The 16,864-nt window shown below is 62.8% G+C and carries 15 protein-coding genes, 1 tRNA gene and 1 pseudogene; 10 read left to right on the top strand and 7 right to left on the bottom strand.

The window, feature by feature from the left end; translation table 11 throughout:
* The first annotated feature begins 1 nt into the window (after position 1).
* Positions 2–715 carry a 2-C-methyl-D-erythritol 4-phosphate cytidylyltransferase gene (ispD, locus tag OKW35_RS37475; RefSeq protein WP_429554695.1) on the top strand — a complete coding sequence of 238 codons (714 nt, stop codon included), beginning with the start codon at positions 2–4 and terminating at the stop codon, positions 713–715.
* 82 nt (positions 716–797) lie between these two features.
* Positions 798–1,277 carry a 2-C-methyl-D-erythritol 2,4-cyclodiphosphate synthase gene (gene ispF / locus OKW35_RS37470; RefSeq protein ID WP_018432029.1) on the top strand — a complete coding sequence of 160 codons (480 nt, stop codon included), beginning with the start codon at positions 798–800 and terminating at the stop codon, positions 1,275–1,277.
* Positions 1,278–1,311: 34 nt separating this feature from the next.
* Here the strand turns inward: ispF and OKW35_RS37465 are convergent, their stop codons facing one another.
* The 3 genes from OKW35_RS37465 to ompR form a co-directional block, all read right to left on the bottom strand.
* Positions 1,312–1,860 carry a peroxiredoxin gene (locus OKW35_RS37465; RefSeq protein ID WP_090804730.1) on the bottom strand — a complete coding sequence of 183 codons (549 nt, stop codon included), beginning with the start codon at positions 1,858–1,860 and terminating at the stop codon, positions 1,312–1,314.
* Positions 1,861–1,936: 76 nt separating this feature from the next.
* On the bottom strand, positions 1,937–3,286 hold the full coding sequence (locus OKW35_RS37460) for an ATP-binding protein (RefSeq protein ID WP_090804732.1): 1,350 nt from the start codon (positions 3,284–3,286) through the stop codon (positions 1,937–1,939).
* Positions 3,287–3,329: 43 nt separating this feature from the next.
* Positions 3,330–4,064, bottom strand: a complete 735-nt coding sequence (gene ompR, locus OKW35_RS37455; RefSeq protein ID WP_006048917.1) for a two-component system response regulator OmpR — start codon at positions 4,062–4,064, stop codon at positions 3,330–3,332.
* Between the two features lie 227 nt (positions 4,065–4,291).
* Here ompR and OKW35_RS37450 point away from each other — a divergent pair, with 227 nt between their 5' ends.
* On the top strand, positions 4,292–4,618 hold the full coding sequence (locus tag OKW35_RS37450; protein ID WP_184065017.1) for a hypothetical protein: 327 nt from the start codon (positions 4,292–4,294) through the stop codon (positions 4,616–4,618).
* A 381-nt stretch (positions 4,619–4,999) separates the two neighbouring features.
* A pseudogene (locus OKW35_RS37445) lies at positions 5,000–5,963 on the top strand (DUF1501 domain-containing protein).
* Between the two features lie 42 nt (positions 5,964–6,005).
* On the opposite strand, the gene OKW35_RS37440 reads toward OKW35_RS37445, so the two are convergent.
* A complete protein-coding gene (locus tag OKW35_RS37440) occupies positions 6,006–6,842 on the bottom strand; it encodes a squalene/phytoene synthase family protein (RefSeq protein ID WP_429554694.1) in 837 nt (278 codons plus the stop codon).
* 230 nt (positions 6,843–7,072) lie between these two features.
* Between OKW35_RS37440 and OKW35_RS37435 the strand changes: the two genes are divergently transcribed.
* Positions 7,073–7,159 (top strand) — tRNA-Leu (locus OKW35_RS37435).
* Between the two features lie 121 nt (positions 7,160–7,280).
* Here OKW35_RS37435 and OKW35_RS37430 read toward each other — a convergent pair.
* From OKW35_RS37430 to OKW35_RS37420, 3 genes are all read right to left on the bottom strand, one after another.
* Positions 7,281–7,568 (bottom strand): hypothetical protein, encoded by a 288-nt coding sequence (locus OKW35_RS37430; RefSeq protein ID WP_184065023.1) that lies wholly within the window; start codon positions 7,566–7,568, stop codon positions 7,281–7,283.
* Positions 7,569–7,687: 119 nt separating this feature from the next.
* Positions 7,688–8,137, bottom strand: coding sequence for a MarR family winged helix-turn-helix transcriptional regulator (locus OKW35_RS37425; RefSeq protein WP_184063596.1), 450 nt, complete (start codon positions 8,135–8,137; stop codon positions 7,688–7,690).
* Between the two features lie 63 nt (positions 8,138–8,200).
* Positions 8,201–9,346 (bottom strand): glycerate kinase, encoded by a 1,146-nt coding sequence (locus tag OKW35_RS37420; RefSeq protein ID WP_429554693.1) that lies wholly within the window; start codon positions 9,344–9,346, stop codon positions 8,201–8,203.
* Between the two features lie 556 nt (positions 9,347–9,902).
* Between OKW35_RS37420 and tig the strand changes: the two genes are divergently transcribed.
* From tig to OKW35_RS37395, 5 genes are all read left to right on the top strand, one after another.
* A complete protein-coding gene (gene tig / locus OKW35_RS37415) occupies positions 9,903–11,249 on the top strand; it encodes a trigger factor (protein WP_429355495.1) in 1,347 nt (448 codons plus the stop codon).
* Between the two features lie 194 nt (positions 11,250–11,443).
* Positions 11,444–12,097, top strand: coding sequence for an ATP-dependent Clp endopeptidase proteolytic subunit ClpP (clpP, locus tag OKW35_RS37410; protein ID WP_013089401.1), 654 nt, complete (start codon positions 11,444–11,446; stop codon positions 12,095–12,097).
* Between the two features lie 196 nt (positions 12,098–12,293).
* Positions 12,294–13,565: an ATP-dependent Clp protease ATP-binding subunit ClpX gene (clpX, locus tag OKW35_RS37405; protein ID WP_013089402.1), complete on the top strand. Its 1,272-nt coding sequence runs from the start codon at positions 12,294–12,296 to the stop codon at positions 13,563–13,565.
* Positions 13,566–13,766: 201 nt separating this feature from the next.
* Positions 13,767–16,187 carry an endopeptidase La gene (gene lon / locus OKW35_RS37400; RefSeq protein WP_018418078.1) on the top strand — a complete coding sequence of 807 codons (2,421 nt, stop codon included), beginning with the start codon at positions 13,767–13,769 and terminating at the stop codon, positions 16,185–16,187.
* Between the two features lie 318 nt (positions 16,188–16,505).
* Entirely contained in the window at positions 16,506–16,778 is a 273-nt protein-coding gene (locus OKW35_RS37395) for an HU family DNA-binding protein (RefSeq protein WP_018418077.1), read from the top strand.
* Positions 16,779–16,864: the final 86 nt, after the last annotated feature.

The raw sequence follows: 16,864 nt of genomic DNA, 5'->3' as shown, positions 1-16,864 counted from the left end.
CGTGACTTCCCGTCTCTTTGCCCTGATCCCGTGCGCAGGCACCGGCAGCCGTTCCGGCGCCGCGATGCCCAAGCAATACCGCACCGTCGCCGGCCGCGACATGCTGCATTACTCGCTCGCCGCGTTCGACGCGTGCAGCGAATTCACGCAGACGCTCGTCGTCATCGCGCCCGACGACCAGCACTTCGACGCCCGCCGCTTCGGCAATCTGCGCTTCGCGGTGCGTCGCGTGGGCGGCGCGTCGCGCCAGGCGTCGGTGCTCAACGGTCTGCACGCGCTCGCCGAGTTCGGCGCCCACGACGCCGACTGGGTGCTCGTGCACGACGCGGCGCGGCCGGGCATCACGGCGGCGCTGATCCGTACGCTGATCGGTTCGCTCAAGGACGATGCGGTCGGCGGCATCATGGCGTTGCCGGTCGCCGATACCTTGAAGCGTATCGACAGCGCGTCGGCCGATGGCCGCATCGCCCATACCGAAGCGCGTGACGGCTTGTGGCAGGCGCAGACGCCGCAGATGTTCCGCATCGGCATGCTGCGCGAGGCGATCCTGCGCGCGCAGGCCGACGGCCACGATCTGACCGACGAGGCGAGCGCGATCGAATGGTCGGGCCACGCGCCGAAGCTCGTGCAAGGCAGCCTGCGTAACTTCAAGGTCACTTATCCGGAAGATTTCGATCTGGCCGAGGCGATTCTGAGCCGCCCCGCCAGTTCGTGAAACCGTGCCTGGGCACATTGGAAAGATTTAGAAAGGCTTTAAAGAAGTTTTAAAAGCTTCAGCACTTGAGGACGTGACGCACATGGATTTCAGAATTGGGCAGGGCTACGACGTGCATGCGCTGGTGCCGGGGCGCGCGTTGATCATCGGCGGCGTGACGATTCCGTACGAGCGCGGGTTGCTCGGTCACTCGGACGCGGATGTGCTGCTGCACGCGATCACCGACGCGCTGTTTGGCGCGGCCGCGTTGGGCGATATCGGCCGCCACTTCTCCGATACCGACGCGAAGTTCGCCGGCGCCGACAGCCGCGTGCTGCTGCGCGAATGCGTGGCGCGCGTGAAGGCGGCCGGCTTTGCGATCGGCAACGTCGACAGCAGCGTGATCGCGCAGGCGCCGAAGCTCGCACCGCATATCGAAGGGATGCGCGCCAATATCGCGGCGGACCTCGGTCTGCCGATCGAGCGCGTGAACGTCAAGGCGAAGACGAACGAGAAGCTCGGTTATCTCGGCCGCGGCGAGGGCATCGAGGCGCAGGCCGCGGTGTTGTTGGTCAGGAGCTGAACGGGATTTTTGTTTGGGTGACGGGCGGTGCCGCTTACAGCGTCGCGCCGCCAATCGTCCGATTGCTCGGACACAGCTCGTCCGTTTGCAGGCCGTCGAGGATGCGCAGCACTTCTTCGGGATTACGGCCCACGTACAGATTGTTGACCGACACGTGCTGGATCGTGTTGTCCGGATCGACGATATAGGTCGCGCGCAGCGCGACGCCCGCTTCCTTGTCGCGCACGCCGAGCTGGTCGATCAGCTCGCCTTTCACGTCGCCGAACGAGTAGTGGTTGAGCCTGTCGAGCTCCTTGTACTCGCGGCGCCATGCGAGCTTCACGTATTCATTGTCGACGCTGCCGCCGAGCAGCACGGCCTCGCGGTCCTCGAACTCCTTGACGAGCTTGCTGAATTCGACGATTTCCGTCGGGCAGACCAACGAAAAATCCTTCGGATAGAAGTAAATGATTTTCCATTTGCCTGGAAACGACTGCTCGGTGATGTATTCGAACGCCGAGACGCCGTGTTCTTCGTGATGGTTGAAGCCTGGCTTGGCGGCAATGACGGTGAACGCTTCGAGTTTATCGCCAACGGTTTTCATGCAAAGGCTCCTTCGGAAGTCGCAACAAGCGGCGTGTTTCGAATGGCAACGGCGCGCGGTGCCGCGCGTCGTCGGCTCACGCGCTTTTCGCGAGCGGAAACTCGATCGTCACTTCAAGCCCGGGTCCGGGAGAGCGGTTGCGCAGCCGTAGCGCGCCGCGATAACGGGCGACGAGCCGCTGCACGATCGCCATGCCGAGGCCCGTGCCGTTGGCCTGGGTGCGCGCCGAATTCACACGATAGAACGGCCGCGTGACGAGCGCGAGCTGGTCTTCGGGAATGCCGGGGCCTTCGTCGACCACCGAGAGTTCGACGCGCGAGTGGGACACGCGCGTTTCGAGAATGACGCGCGGCACGCCGTCGCCGTCGCTGAGGCCATATTTGCGCGCGTTCTCGAGCAGATTGCCGACCACGCGACGCATGTCGGTTTCATCGGCCTCGATCACCGCCGACGGAGCGAGCCGCGTGATCAGCCGCATGCTGTCCTCGCTTTGCATGCGTGCGGCGAGTTCGCTCGCGATCACCGAGAGGTCCACCGGTTCCGGCACACGCTGCACGGGACGCGCGTAGTCGAGGAAGCGGCCGATGATCATGTCCATTTGCTCGATGTCGTCGACCATCGCGTCCTTGGTGGCCTGATCGGACGGGCTCATTTCGGTCTCGAGCCGCAGCCGTGCGAGCGGCGTGCGCAGATCGTGCGAGATGCCCGCGAGCATCAGCGCGCGGTCCGCCTCGAGCTGTTCGAGGTCGCGCACCATCTGGTTGAAGCTTCGATTGGTTTCGGCGGCCACACCCATGCCGCGCTCGGGCAGCGGCTCGGGCGATTGCCCCGAGCCGACCCGGCGCGCGGCCATCGCCAGACGCGCGAACGGCCGGTTCACCAGACTCGTGATGAACGCCGCGCCGAACAGCGACAGCGCGAGCGCGAACACGCCCCAGCCGGCCCATTGCAGGCCGGTGGCGTTGTCGAGCTGATCGCGGTCGAGCGCGACCCAGTAATCGTCGTCGTCGATCTTGAAGCTGATCCATACGCCGTTGATATCGTTGACGCTCTGCGCGATTATGGTGTCGTCGCCGAGACGGCCGCGGATGTCGTGCTCGATCAGGCGATTCAACGATTCGTCGGGCTGGAGTTTGTATTTGTCGGTGGCTTCGCGCGGGTACACGCGCACCCCTTCGTTGCTCTCCAGATCCTGCAGCAACGCGCGCCGCAGGTCGGGATCGGAATAGAGGAGTGCGGTGCGCGTGAGCTTGACGATCGCGACGAGTTGCAGAGCCACGCGCTGCGCGCGCGGCTCACGCTCGATCACGCGAAAGCTCTGGAACCACGCGGCGAGACTGACTGCGATCAACAGCGCGATCAGCAGAAAGGTCCGCCAGAAAAGGCCGCCGAACGCGAGCGTCAGGAGGCGCCGGTCGATCCGCATGGGCCCTTCTTATGTGACACAGAAACGAAAACGGAGCACAAACTCAGGCTGCACCGTCGGGGATGAAGACGTAGCCGAGGCCCCACACGGTCTGAATGAAGCGCGGGCTGCCCGGATCCGGCTCGATCAGCTTGCGCAGACGCGAGATCTGCACGTCGAGGCTGCGGTCGAAGACCTCGTATTCACGGCCGCGTGCGAGTTCCATCAGCTTTTCGCGCGACAGCGGCTGACGCGGATGACGCGCGAATACCTTCAGCACCGAGAACTCACCGGTGGTGAGCGGAATTTCCTGGCCGGCCTTGGTCAGCGTGCGGGTGGCGAGATTCAGCGCGAACTCGCCGAACTCGAAGACCTCGGTGGTCTCGGACGGAGCGCCGGGCAACTCGGACGGCGACTGGCGACGCAGCACCGCGTGAATGCGCGCGACCAGTTCGCGTGGATTGAACGGCTTGGGCAGATAGTCGTCGGCACCCATCTCGAGGCCGACGATGCGATCGACATCCTCACCCTTGGCCGTCAGCATGATGATCGGCGTGCGGTCGTTGCTGCCGCGCAGTCGCCGGCAGATCGACAGGCCGTCCTCACCGGGCAGCATCAGATCGAGCACCAGCAGATCGAAGCGCTCGCGCACCCAGAGCTTGTTCATTGACGGCGCATTTTCGGCGACGTAGACGTTGAAGCCTTGTTCGCCGAGGTAGCGGCGCAGAAGATCGCGCAGGCGTGGATCGTCGTCGACGACGAGGATTTTCGAAGGGTTTTTGGTTTCCATGGTCGGCATCTTAGCGCGATTAGAAAGTGGTGCGCGGTTACACCATTTCTGGGGTTACAGTCGGTTACAAAATTTACCCGCGGTGTGGCGCGACGTAAAGTATGCGCGTTTAGACTGCTTTACTGAATGCGGCTGTTCGGTGGATACTTCACTCGACAAAACTCTCGCACCCGGCTGTTACCGGGGTTTGTATACGCATCTGAGGTAGCCGGTTGCCGCGCCACGAAGGGAACAACATGAAGGGAGGGGTTTGGCCAAACGTGCGCCTGAGCGTGATTGCACTGGCGGTTGCCGGTACGCTGGCAGGCACACTGGGCCCGACGCTCGCTCATGCGCAGCCGTCCGCGGATAGAGCGGCGAGCGAGCATGCGCCCCGCTTGGGCAATGGCAGAACCAGCCGCCACAACCCGAGCATCGATCGCCCTGCCTCTGACGCGATGCTGCGCACCGCGGTTCCCCCCGATCTCGATCAACGTCGCCGCGACGGGCATATGACGCCCGAAGAGCGTCGGCTGTTGCGGCAGCACATCGAAGACGCCGTGCGCGAGTTGTACAAGCGTTAATCCCAGCGCGCGCATTGCCGCGTGAAAAATCCCGTTGCATCTTCAGCGTCCACTTTCTGGTCCGCTGCTCCGTTGAGTCGCCAGCGCCGGCGCGTTTTTGTGCGCGTCTTCGTGCATACAGGCGCCTCGGCTCACGATGTCACGCTACTCACGAGCGCGCCGCGAAGCGATATCGCGACCTCCCGACTGTATTCGAGCCGATCCCAACGCGCGCCGAGCGCAACGCATGGACGCCGGATCAGCGTCACATCTCCGACACGCCGGACCCGGCACGCGTCGAGCCGATCGCCATGCAGTTTCGCGCGAGCGGTTATGACATCGAGGTGACGCTACGCGCGCTCTTTTCTCAGCGATGCGTTCTGGAGCGATGGCAATCGCGGGGTGCTGGTGAAGTCGCCGGTCGAGTTCGTGATCGGCGCGCTGCGCGCATTCGCTGTCGGCTACGACGACACGGCGCCGTTCGCCGCGCAGATACGCGCGCTCGGCGAGAACCTGTTCTATCCGCCGAACCTGTCGCATTTCCGTTCGATCGAGATCTGGGATACCGCGTCACGCTCCGACCGATATCTGCGCGACGGCTGGCTCACGCGCGCGTTCGCGATGAGGCCGGTGCCCATCGGTTTCGCGGCCGACGGCGTCGTGATCGGCCGCGCCGAAATGGGGCCGCTCGCAAACGGCGCGCGCGATCGCGCTGGTCAATCCCGCGCTCGCGCCTATTCTCGCCGTCGAAAATGACATCGTGAAACCGGCCGGTCGTCTGCGTGCGACGCAAGGGCAGCCTCAGTTGAAGACCGCGTTTCCGGGCGGCGCGTTCGGCAGTTCGATCAAAACGGCAATGCAGGTGCTGGCCGCTTCGGACACGCTGAAGATGGCTGGCGCCGGACGCGCGCCACTGGAGCAGCCGTTGAGCGGGCAGGGCGTGGCCGTGATCCGGCTAACGCTGAACGGTTTCGATACGCACCAGAACCAGCCGGGACAACAGGCCGAGTTGCTCAAACAGTTCGCGCAAGGGATGGTGGCGATGCAGGCCGCGCTCGTCGAGTTGGGCCGGTGGAACGATACGCTCGTGATGACGTGCGCGGAATTCGGGCGCCGTCCGCGCGAGAACCAGAGTAGCGGCACCGATCACGGCACGCTGGCGCCGCACTTCGTGACGGGCGGTCGCGTGCAGGGCGGTTTGTTTGGCGTGCCGCCGATGCTTGCGCGGCTCGATGGGAATGGCAACCTGCCGGTCGGCGTGGATTTTCGCCAGCTTTATGCGACGGTGCTCGGGCCCTGGTGGGGGTTGGACGCGCCTGCGACTCTGCAGCAGCGGTTCGAGCCGCTGCCGTTGCTGCGGGCGTGAGCGCTGGGCGCTGGGCGCGAATCGACGCGCCCGGCGCTCAGGCTACTTCGCGCGCCACGCGATCCATAGCTTGCGGATCGGCGTCAACGCGATGCGTTGATGCAGCACGTGATAACCGTCGTGCTCGATTTCATCGAGCAACGCCAACGCGAGCGCCGCGAGCGCGAGCAGCGTGCGCTGCGCGCGCCGCGCGCTGGCGGGCACCGCGGCGAGCGCGGTCTGCACCGCGTCGCGCGCGCGATTCGTTTCGAACCGCATCAGCTCGGTGAAAGCGTCGGTGTATTTGCGGTTGATCAGATCGGCGGCGGTGACGTTGTAGCGTTGCATCTCGTCGATCGGAACGTAGATGCGGCCGTACCGGGCATCGTTGCCGGTTTCGGCGACGAACTGCGCGAGCATCAGCGCCTCGCCGAGCGGAGCGGCCCACGCCGACGCATGCGCGGCATCGTCGGCCGATCCGGTTGCAGCCGCGCGCGACACCAGCGAAGCAAAATTGCCACCGACACCCTGCACATAGCGCCGCAGGCTCGGATAGTCGAGATAGCGTGCCTGGTCGAGATCCATCTCGAAGCCCGCGAGCAGTTCCTGCAGAGCCCGACATTCGGCCTGCGCGTCGGGCAGATAGGCCGCGAGTGCCTTGGACACCGGATGCGACGGCGAGCCGGCGGCCAGCGCGGCAATTTCTTTCTGCCACCACGCGAGCTTCGTGCGGCCGACCGCCGGATCGCTCGTCTCCTTGACCGTTTCCTCGAACTCGCGACGCAATGCGAAGAGCGCCGTCAACAGCGGCTGACTGGCGGCGCGCGCCTGGCGAAGCGCATAGTAGGTGCTCGATCCTGGGGGCGCCGCTTTCTGCTGGCAATAGTCGTCGAAATTCACGGGATGAGAGTGTGGGGAAGGACTGGCGAGAAGGGCGCCGACGTCCGTCGCGGCGCCCGTCTCGACGAGCCGAAAATTGTAGCATCGGCGTCGCGCGCGCAGATACCGCCGGGTGCAGACAAGCGCGAATCAATCGGTTAGAATCTCGCGCTTACGCTTTCGGGCACGTGTTCAGCGAGCTTGGGAGTGCACAGGACAATCGGGCGCGACGCATTGCGGCGTACCCGGCTGCGAGGGTGGCGAAATTGGTAGACGCACCAGGTTTAGGTCCTGACGCCCGCAAGGGTGTAGGGGTTCGAGTCCCCTCCCTCGCACCACTTATTGGTAGTCGAGAAAAACCCCGTCAAGTCTTTGGACCGACGGGGTTTTTTCTTTTTTGCGCGGTCTTCTGAAAGGCCTCAGTGTTGGCTCCGCTGCCTTTCATCGCGACCGCGCGACTCAGGCACCCGGCGTTCCCGGCGCTTCCTGCGAGCCCGGCAATTCCGCTTGCGCGGCGCCTTCGAGGAAACGGCGCGTCGACTCGAACGCCTGCAGCATCTGGTCCGGCCACGGCGTTTGCAGCATCACCGCCTGATGATTTTCAAATGCCGACGACAGCAGTTTCGCCAGTTCCGGCGAACGAAGATGACGCAGCACGACGCTGACCGCGATCGCGCTCGCCTGGCTCGCGCCGGCGGTCTGGAGTTCCGACGCGGTGAGTGCCGCGACCTGTTTGTTGATGTCCACTGAAGCGTCCCTGGATGAAAAAGAGGGTGAAGGCGCGTTGGCCGAGGCTCAATTTTGACACGCGCCGCCCAATGCCGTGAAACGGCGCTTTTCAAACACGGTCGGTTCGCCGCGCGCTATCACTCCCGCGCGTTCATGGCACGGATCACCTTGTCGAGCGCCGCGCCGAACGCGGCCCTTTCCTCTTCGTCGAGGCACTCGAACATATCGCCGTTCCACTTGCGCGCGATCGGCATCACTTTGCGATACAGCGCGCGGCCTTCCTGCGTCAGCGAGACCAGCACGACGCGGCCGTCCGCCGCGCTCGCTTCGCGCTGCACGAGTCCCTGCCGGATCAGCGCTTCGGCCGCGCGACTCGCTTGGCTTTTGTCGAGATTGGCATGGCGTGCCAACTCCATGATCGAGAACGGTCCGAACGATCCCACCGTCGCAATCACCCGCGCTTCGGGCAGCGTCACGTCGAGCTTCGCCGCGTAGCGCGCGCTGATGCCGCGCTCGGCAAGTTTGTTCAGTACATGCAGACGATACGTGAGGAACTGCTCGAGCCCGGCTTTGGCGGAGTCCTTCATGGTCACCCCGTGATGAGTGGAACGGTCGTGGCGCTGTGATTGTTGCGGCAACCGTTTCGCGGGTCAACGCACGCCGTATTTCAGGCGCGTCAGCTGCTCGGCTTCGTTGGCGAGCAGGCGCGCCGCGTCGCGAATCGCGATGTCGAGCGTGATCGGCCCCGGCGCCGGAGAAAAGCAGCCGCCGAAGTATTCGGCAAGACGCGGCAGCGCGGCGGGGTCGATCGCGCCGGACAGCAGCGTGGCGGGCACGCCCGCGGCGCGCGCATGCGCGCAGGCGATGAACGGCGCCTTGCCGTGCAGCGTCTGTACGTCGGAACGGCCTTCACCGGTGATCAGCCAGTTGGCGCCCGTGAGCGCGGCGTCGAGGCCGATTTGCCGCGCGACGGTTTCCGCGCCCGGCTCGAACTGCGCGCCGAGCATGTGCAATGCGAAGCCGAGGCCGCCCGCCGCGCCCGCGCCCGGCAGGTCACGCGCCGTGCGGCCGAGCGCGGCTTCGAGCAGATCGGCGAAGCGCGCGAGCGCCGCGTCGATCGGCGCGACCTGTTCTGGCTTCACGCCTTTCTGCGGACCGAAGATCGCGGTCGCGCCGTGCGCGCCGGTCAACGGATTGTCGACGTCCGACATGCCGACGAACTGCGTGTCGGCAAGCCGCGCGTCGAGCAGCGACGCATCGACCCGCGCCACGCGCGCAAGCTGCTCGGGTGTGCCTTCGAGTACGTTGCCTTGCGCGTCGAACAGTTGCAAGCCGAGGCCGGTCAGCAGGCCGGCGCCGCCGTCGTTCGTGCTGCTGCCGCCGAGCGCGACGAAAAAGCGCCGCACGCCGGCATCAAGCAGCGCGCGAATCGCTTCGCCCATGCCGCGCGTGCTGCGCGCCTCGACCGGCACGCCCATGCCGACGGGGTCCGTAATGCCGACGATTTCCGCCGTTTCGATGATGGCGCTGCCGTCCGTGAGCAGGCCCGTCAGCGCTGCGCGCGTCGGACCGGCCGCGCCGCGCACGCTAAGCGTGCGGCGCTCGCCGCCGCTCGTGAGCATTGCGTCGAGCGTGCCTTCGCCGCCGTCGGCCATCGGGCAGATGCGCACGCTCGCGTCGGGGCGTGCGCGCTGGACGCCGGATGCGATCGCTTGCGCGACCTGTTCCGCGCTGAGCGAGCCTTTGAATGAATCGGGAGCGACGACGACGACAGGCGAGGACGACGAATTCGGCATGGTGTCTCTGAGAGGTTTGAGTCGTTGTAAGCGGTTGCTGGAGCGGATGAAGCGACCGGCTGCTGGTGACCGGCGGTGGCGGCCCGACCGAGTGCGTTAGCTTATCAGCATGGGGGCGTCGGCTGAATATGTCGAAAGGCATAGGCGGGATCGCGGCCACGACGCGTCGGCCGCGAGCGGGTGCGAGCGTCCACGCGAACGTTCTGTTGCATGACGAAAGAGCGCCGAGGAACGCATGACGCTAACCGGATAGCGATGCCAGCGGCAAATCGCGCTCGCTGTGTCAAAACTAACCGAAAATGGCCCTCAAAACGCCCGGAATGCAGGGAAAGCTCGATGCAATCATCGAATCCCGGCTAGGCGCGCAAATAGTTTGCTAAAATATTCGGCTCTTTGGACTCAACCGTGCTGCCGACGGCCTGCAAGCCCGCGGCGCAGGTGCGTGATCGATGCAATCGGCGCGATGCAATCGGCGCAAATCGATGCGAAGCGACATCGACGGGCAGCACGGAGAAGATAACTGATTCGCTCGAATAATTTTAGGACGATTGAAGCCATGGCTAACGTTGTTGAAAACCTCGGCAAGCTCGAACGCCGCGTGACGATTTCCCTGCCGAAGGATGCCGTGCAGAAGGAAGTGGATTCGCGTATCCGTCAACTCGCGAAGAACGTGCGCATGCCGGGTTTCCGCCCGGGCAAGGTGCCGCTCAAGATGGTGACGCAACAGTATTCGGGCCAGGTGGAAGCCGAAGTGCTGAGCGACAAGGTCGGCAAGGAATTTTTCGACATCAGCCGCACCGAAAACCTGCGTGTCGCGGGTCAGCCGAGCTTCGCGCCGAAGACCGACGCTGGTGAAGGCAGCTACGCGTTCGACGCGACCTTCGAGGTGTATCCGGAAGTGAAGCTGGGCGACGTCGCCACGGCTGAAATCGAGCGCACCATGACCAGCATCAGCGAAGCGGAAATCGACCGCACGCTGGACATCCTGCGCAAACAGCGCGTGCACTTCCACGCTCGCGGCGAGGCAGGCGAGCACGGCGACGGCGGCGCGGACACGGCCGCCAAAGACGGCGACCGCGTGACGGTCGACTTCGTCGGCAAGATCGACGGTGAAGCATTCCAGGGCGGTAGTGCCGAAGACTTCGGCTTCATCCTCGGCGAAGGCCGCATGCTGCCGGAATTCGAAAAAGCGGCGCTCGGCTTGAAGGTCGGCGAAGCGAAGGAATTCGACCTGACGTTCCCGGACGACTACCACGGCAAGGAAGTGGCGGGCAAGACGGCGCAATTCACGATCACGATGAAGAAGATCGAATGGCCGCATCTGCCGGAAGTCGACGGCGAATTCGCGAAATCGCTCGGCATCGAAGACGGCGATCTGACCAAGATGCGCGCTGAAATCAAGGACAACCTCGAGCGCGAAGCGAAGCGCCGCACGCAAGCCATCGTCAAGAACCAGGTGATGGACGCACTGCTGAAAATCTCGGAGCTCGACGTCCCGAACGCGCTGATCGAGCAGGATCAGGAGCGCCTCGTCGCGATGGCTCGCCAGGATCTGGAACAGCGCGGCGTGCCGAACGCGAAGGACGCGCCGATCCCGGCCGCGATGTTCAAGGAGCAGGCCGAGCGCCGCGTCAAGCTGGGTCTCGTGCTGGCCGAACTGGTGAAGTCGAACGAACTGCAGGCGAAGCCGGAGCAGATCCGTGCCGAAGTCGATGAATTCGCGAAAAGCTACGAAGACCCGAAGGAAGTCGTCCGCTGGTATTATTCCAACCAGCAACGTCTTGCTGAAATGGAAGCGTATGTCGTTGAAGCCAACGTCGTCGACTTCGTTCTCAGCAAGGCCAAGGTGACGGACAAGGAAGTGAGCTTCGAGGAACTGGCAAGCGCAACGGCGCAAGCGTAAGCGTCGCTGCAACGGCGTGCCGGCTGTCGGAGCGACCGACGGCCGGCACGCCGTTTTTTTGTGCCATGAATCTGTGTGACGTACCGGATCCGGTCGTGCGGCCCACACGAAGACGGCACTTGAATACGGGCTCGTCGCACCAACCTGTGTCCAGCAGCTAATATTCAGAATATTTCCAGACAAGGATCCATTGCATGACCTTTCGCGCCCAAATGCTGGACACGTTGACCTCCCAGTCGTCCCGGGATCTCGAAGCGCAGGCACTCGGTCTGGTGCCGATCGTCGTGGAAACGAGCGGTCGGGGCGAGCGCTCCTATGATATTTATTCGCGTCTGCTGAAGGAACGCATCGTGTTCCTCGTGGGCGAAGTGAACGACCAGACGGCCAATCTGGTGGTTGCGCAGATGCTGTTTCTGGAAAGCGAGAATCCGGACAAGGACATCTACTTCTACATCAACAGTCCGGGCGGCTCCGTGTCTGCTGGTATGGCGATCTACGATACGATGCAGTTCATCAAGCCGGACGTCTCGACGCTGTGCATGGGGCTTGCGGCGAGCATGGGCGCGTTCCTGCTCGCGGCCGGTGCTAAGGGCAAGCGTTTCGCGCTGCCGAATTCGCGCGTGATGATTCATCAGCCGCTCGGCGGCGCGCGCGGCCAGGCATCGGACATTGAAATCCAGGCGCGTGAAATCCTGTACCTGAAGGATCGGCTGAATCATCTGCTCGCGCACCACACCGGTCAGCCGGTCGAACGTATCGCGCGTGACACCGACCGTGACAATTTCATGTCCGGCGATGACGCGCAGGCGTACGGCCTCGTCGACCAGGTGGCGCACAAGCGTCCCTGATCTGGTACGGTTTTGCCATGCTGTTTTGCCCACTGTTGCGGCAAAACCGTCATCGGGTCGGTTGTGAATGTTCAACTTCCGTCCGGGCGTCTGCGGCAAGCGCCGTTATCGTGCTCACTAGCCCTGCCGCACCCAAACTGCGTGGCGGGGGCAAACGGCGTATTATCTAATCCGGTGTCCGGAGGCTCACACATCTATGGCGGACAAGAAAGGTTCTAACAGCGAAAAGCTGTTGTATTGCTCGTTTTGCGGCAAGAGCCAGCATGAGGTCAAGAAACTGATTGCTGGCCCGTCGGTATTCATCTGCGATGAATGTATCGATCTGTGCAACGAAATCATTCGTGACGAGGCTGCAGGCGCGGGCATCGAGGCCGGCTTGTCCAAGTCGGATCTGCCGACCCCGCAGGAAATCCGCGAAATTCTCGACCAGTACGTGATCGGTCAGGAGCGCGCGAAAAAGATCCTCGCGGTCGCGGTCTACAACCACTACAAGCGCCTCAAGCATCTCGACAAGAAGGACGAAATCGAGCTGTCCAAGAGCAACATCCTGCTGATCGGCCCGACCGGCTCCGGCAAGACGCTGCTTGCGCAGACGCTCGCGCGCCTTCTGAACGTGCCATTCGTGATTGCCGACGCGACCACGCTGACGGAAGCCGGCTATGTCGGCGAAGACGTCGAGAACATCATTCAGAAGCTGCTGCAGAATTGTAATTACGAGGTGGACAAGGCCCAGCGCGGTATCGTCTACATCGACGAAATCGACAAGATCAGTCGCAAGTCCGACAACCCGTCCATCACACGCGACGTGTCGGGCGAGGGTGTGCAGCAGGCTCTGCTGAAGCTGGTCGAAGGCACGATGGCGTCGGTGCCGCCGCAAGGTGGCCGTAAGCATCCGAACCAGGACTTCATCCAGGTCGATACGACGAACATCCTGTTCATCTGCGGCGGTGCGTTCGACGGCCTCGAGAAGGTCATCGTCGATCGCACCGAGAAGACCGGCATCGGTTTCGGCGCGAGCGTGAAGAGCAAGCAGGACCGCGACGCCGGCGAAGTGCTGCGCGAAGTGGAGCCGGAAGATCTGATCAAATTCGGCCTGATTCCGGAGCTGATCGGCCGTCTGCCGGTGGTCGCCACGCTCGGCAAGCTCGACGAAGCGGCGCTGATGAAGATTCTTGTCGAACCGAAGAATGCGCTGGTCAAGCAGTATCACAAGCTGTTCAGCATGGAGCGCGTCGAACTCGAAATCCGTCCGGCCGCGTTGCAGGCCGTGGCGCGCAAGGCCATCCGCCGCAAGACGGGCGCGCGGGGCCTGCGTTCGATTCTGGAACAGGCGTTGCTTGATGTCATGTACGACCTTCCGCAAATGAAAGGTGTCAGCAAGGTCATCATCGACGACAACGTTATCGACGGCGACGGCAAACCGCTGCTGATCTACGAAGACGCGCCGAAGGTCGCGGGTTCGAACTGATCGGCTTTCGAGTTCTGCAAAAAGGCCGTTCATGGCGACGTGAACGGCTTTTTCGTTTATCGTGTGGTCAGGCTGGTTGTTCTCAACTATGGAGTCACTGAACCTTCGGAGTCACTGAACTTTTCCCACACGCGGAGGCTTGCAATATTTTCTGCTGGCCTCACCTATCGAACGAACTGATTCCACTCATGGGGAAATGAAATGTCAGGAACCCAACTCCTCCCGCCGGAACGCATTACGCTGCCGCTGCTCCCGCTGCGCGACGTAGTCGTTTTCCCGCACATGGTGATTCCGCTCTTCGTAGGCCGCCCGAAGTCGATCAAGGCTCTCGAAGCAGCGATGGAAGGCGGCAAGCACATCATGCTCGTCGCCCAGAAGACGGCAGCGAAAGATGAGCCGACCGAAAAGGACATGTACGAAGTAGGGTGTATCGCCAACATCCTGCAGATGCTGAAGCTGCCCGACGGTACCGTGAAGGTGCTCGTCGAAGGCTTGCAGCGCGCGAAGACGCTTTCCATCGAAGAACAGGAAACGCAGTTCTCGTGCGAAGTCATGCCGCTCGAACCTGACCACGCCGACAGCGCTGAAACCGAAGCGCTGCGTCGCGCGATCGTGTCGCAGTTCGACCAGTATGTGAAGCTGAACAAGAAGATCCCGCCGGAGATCCTGACCTCGCTGTCGGGTATCGACGAGGCAGGGCGTCTCGCCGACACGATCGCGGCGCATTTGCCGCTCAAGCTCGACCAGAAGCAACACATCCTCGAGATGTTCCCGGTGATCGAGCGGCTCGAGCATCTGCTCGCGCAACTCGAAGCCGAGATCGACATCCTGCAGGTCGAAAAGCGTATCCGGGGGCGCGTGAAGCGTCAGATGGAGAAGAGTCAGCGCGAGTACTACCTGAACGAACAGGTCAAGGCGATCCAGAAGGAACTCGGCGAAGGCGAAGAAGGTGCGGATCTCGAAGAACTCGAGAAGCGCATCACGGCCGCCCGCATGCCGAAGGAAGCGAAGAAGAAGGCCGACGCCGAGCTGAAGAAGCTCAAGCTGATGTCGCCGATGTCGGCGGAAGCGACGGTCGTGCGCAACTACATCGACACGCTGATCGGCTTGCCGTGGCGCAAGAAGAGCAAGGTCAACAACGACCTGTCGAATGCGGAGCGCGTGCTCGACGAAGACCACTTCGGTCTCGAGAAAGTGAAGGAACGTATTCTCGAGTATCTCGCGGTCCAGCAACGTGTCGACAAGGTCAAGGCGCCGATCTTGTGCCTCGTGGGGCCTCCGGGCGTCGGTAAGACTTCGCTCGGTCAGTCGATCGCGCGCGCGACGAACCGCAAGTTCGTGCGCATGGCATTGGGCGGCGTGCGTGACGAAGCCGAGATTCGTGGCCACCGTCGCACGTACATCGGTTCGATGCCGGGCAAGATCCTGCAAAGCCTGACCAAGGTCGGCGTGCGCAATCCGCTCTTCCTGCTCGACGAAGTCGACAAGATGGGTCAGGATTTCCGCGGCGATCCGTCGTCGGCCCTGCTGGAAGTGCTCGATCCGGAACAGAACCACACGTTCGCCGACCACTACGTCGAAGTCGACTTCGATCTGTCGGACGTGATGTTCGTGGCGACGTCGAACTCGCTGAACATTCCGCCGCCGCTGCTCGACCGGATGGAAGTGATTCGTCTGTCCGGTTATACCGAAGACGAGAAGGTCAGCATCGCGCAGCGTTATCTGCTGCCGAAGCAGAAGAAGAACAACGGCCTCAAGGATGGCGAGGTCGATGTGACGGAAACTGCGATCCGCGACATCATTCGTTACTACACGCGCGAAGCGGGCGTTCGCTCGCTCGAGCGTGAAATTTCGAAGATCTGCCGCAAGGTCGTGAAGATGCTTCTGCTGAAGAAGGCGGAAGGCGCGGTGAAGGTCGACGGCAGCAACCTCGACACGTTCCTCGGCGTGCGCAAGTACGACTTCGGTCTGGCCGCGAAGGAAAATCAGGTGGGCCAGGTCACGGGTCTCGCGTGGACGGAAGTGGGCGGCGATCTGCTGACCATCGAAGCCGCGGTGATGCCGGGCAAGGGCAATGTGATCCGCACGGGTTCGCTCGGCGACGTGATGAAGGAATCCGTCGAAGCGGCGCGCTCGGTCGTGCGTTCGCGTTCGCGTCGTCTTGGCATCAAGGACGAAGCGTTCGAGAAGCAGGACATTCACATCCACGTGCCGGAAGGCGCAACGCCGAAAGATGGTCCTTCGGCTGGTATCGCGATGACGACCGCGCTGGTGTCGGTGTTGACCGGTATTCCGGTGCGCGCCGATGTCGCGATGACGGGCGAAATCACGCTGCGTGGCGAAGTTCTGCCGATCGGCGGCCTGAAGGAAAAGCTGCTGGCGGCGCATCGCGGTGGCATCAAGCTGGTGCTGATTCCGGAAGAAAACGTCAAGGACTTGACGGAGATTCCGGACAACGTGAAGAACGCGATCGAAATCGTGCCGGTCCGCTGGATCGACAAGGTGCTCGAACTTGCGCTCGAGCGTGTACCGCAGGCGTTACCGGAAGAAGAACCGAAGCCCTCGGCGCCGGTTGGGGCTGAGCCGGGCAAGGATGCCGCGACGGACGTCGTCAAGCACTAAGGTTCGATGCGCATCAGAATGCGCTGACGCCAAAGCATTCTGCAGCGGTGTCGTTCGCTGCAGCAAAAAACCCGCGGTCAAGAGCCGCGGGTTTTTTTGCCCGCGCGGCTTCGTCGCCAGGCCGCATCGCCAGTCTTTCCGCTGCAACATACTGTGACAAAAGCGCCCCTCTAAAATAACGCCGATCAGGCTCAACCCCGGTTGACACAAGGGTTTCGGCCGCTTCTAATGAGGCGGCCTGGCGTTCGCGCCGGCCGCGTGGCGGGAGGTGCTGGAAAGCACTGTCACGATTGCCAATAAATATTCACGGGGGTTTGAATGAACAAGACGGAATTGATCGATCACATCGCACAGCAAGCCGACATTTCGAAGGCCGCGGCGGGCCGTGCGCTCGATGCAGTCATCGCGGGCGTCAAAAACACGTTGAAGAAGGGCGGATCTGTGACGTTGGTCGGATTTGGCACGTTCGCGGTCGGCAAGCGCACCGCGCGCACCGGACGCAATCCGCGCACGGGCGCCGCGATCAAAATCAAGGCAGCAAAAGTTCCTAAATTTAGGCCTGGCAAAGCTCTGAAGGATGCGCTAAACTAGTGCGCTTGCTGCTTGAGGAATTGCTTAACCCGACTGCATGAACGATTCACTGGGAGGGCAGCGGCAAGGCAGAAAACACATCAAGC

Source organism: Paraburkholderia sp. MM5477-R1 (assembly GCF_050436385.1).
GTDB classification, from domain to species: Bacteria; Pseudomonadota; Gammaproteobacteria; order Burkholderiales; family Burkholderiaceae; genus Paraburkholderia; species Paraburkholderia tuberum.
The sequence above is the reverse complement of the archived record's forward strand: the minus strand, read 5'-3'. Positions and strand labels throughout refer to the sequence as shown.

What these genes read in the sequence shown, in the direction of transcription:
- OKW35_RS37450 (WP_184065017.1), top strand. Translation starts at nt 4,292, where the DNA reads ATGAAGGGAGGGGTTTGGCCAAACGTGCGCCTGAGCGTGATTGCACTG.
- OKW35_RS37460 (WP_090804732.1), bottom strand. Translation starts at nt 3,286, where the DNA reads ATGCGGATCGACCGGCGCCTCCTGACGCTCGCGTTCGGCGGCCTTTTC.
- clpP (WP_013089401.1), top strand. Translation starts at nt 11,444, where the DNA reads ATGACCTTTCGCGCCCAAATGCTGGACACGTTGACCTCCCAGTCGTCC.
- OKW35_RS37395 (WP_018418077.1), top strand. Translation starts at nt 16,506, where the DNA reads ATGAACAAGACGGAATTGATCGATCACATCGCACAGCAAGCCGACATT.
- OKW35_RS37465 (WP_090804730.1), bottom strand. Translation starts at nt 1,860, where the DNA reads ATGAAAACCGTTGGCGATAAACTCGAAGCGTTCACCGTCATTGCCGCC.
- clpX (WP_013089402.1), top strand. Translation starts at nt 12,294, where the DNA reads ATGGCGGACAAGAAAGGTTCTAACAGCGAAAAGCTGTTGTATTGCTCG.
- OKW35_RS37425 (WP_184063596.1), bottom strand. Translation starts at nt 8,137, where the DNA reads ATGAAGGACTCCGCCAAAGCCGGGCTCGAGCAGTTCCTCACGTATCGT.
- lon (WP_018418078.1), top strand. Translation starts at nt 13,767, where the DNA reads ATGTCAGGAACCCAACTCCTCCCGCCGGAACGCATTACGCTGCCGCTG.
- ispF (WP_018432029.1), top strand. Translation starts at nt 798, where the DNA reads ATGGATTTCAGAATTGGGCAGGGCTACGACGTGCATGCGCTGGTGCCG.
- OKW35_RS37420 (WP_429554693.1), bottom strand. Translation starts at nt 9,346, where the DNA reads ATGCCGAATTCGTCGTCCTCGCCTGTCGTCGTCGTCGCTCCCGATTCA.
- ompR (WP_006048917.1), bottom strand. Translation starts at nt 4,064, where the DNA reads ATGCCGACCATGGAAACCAAAAACCCTTCGAAAATCCTCGTCGTCGAC.
- tig (WP_429355495.1), top strand. Translation starts at nt 9,903, where the DNA reads ATGGCTAACGTTGTTGAAAACCTCGGCAAGCTCGAACGCCGCGTGACG.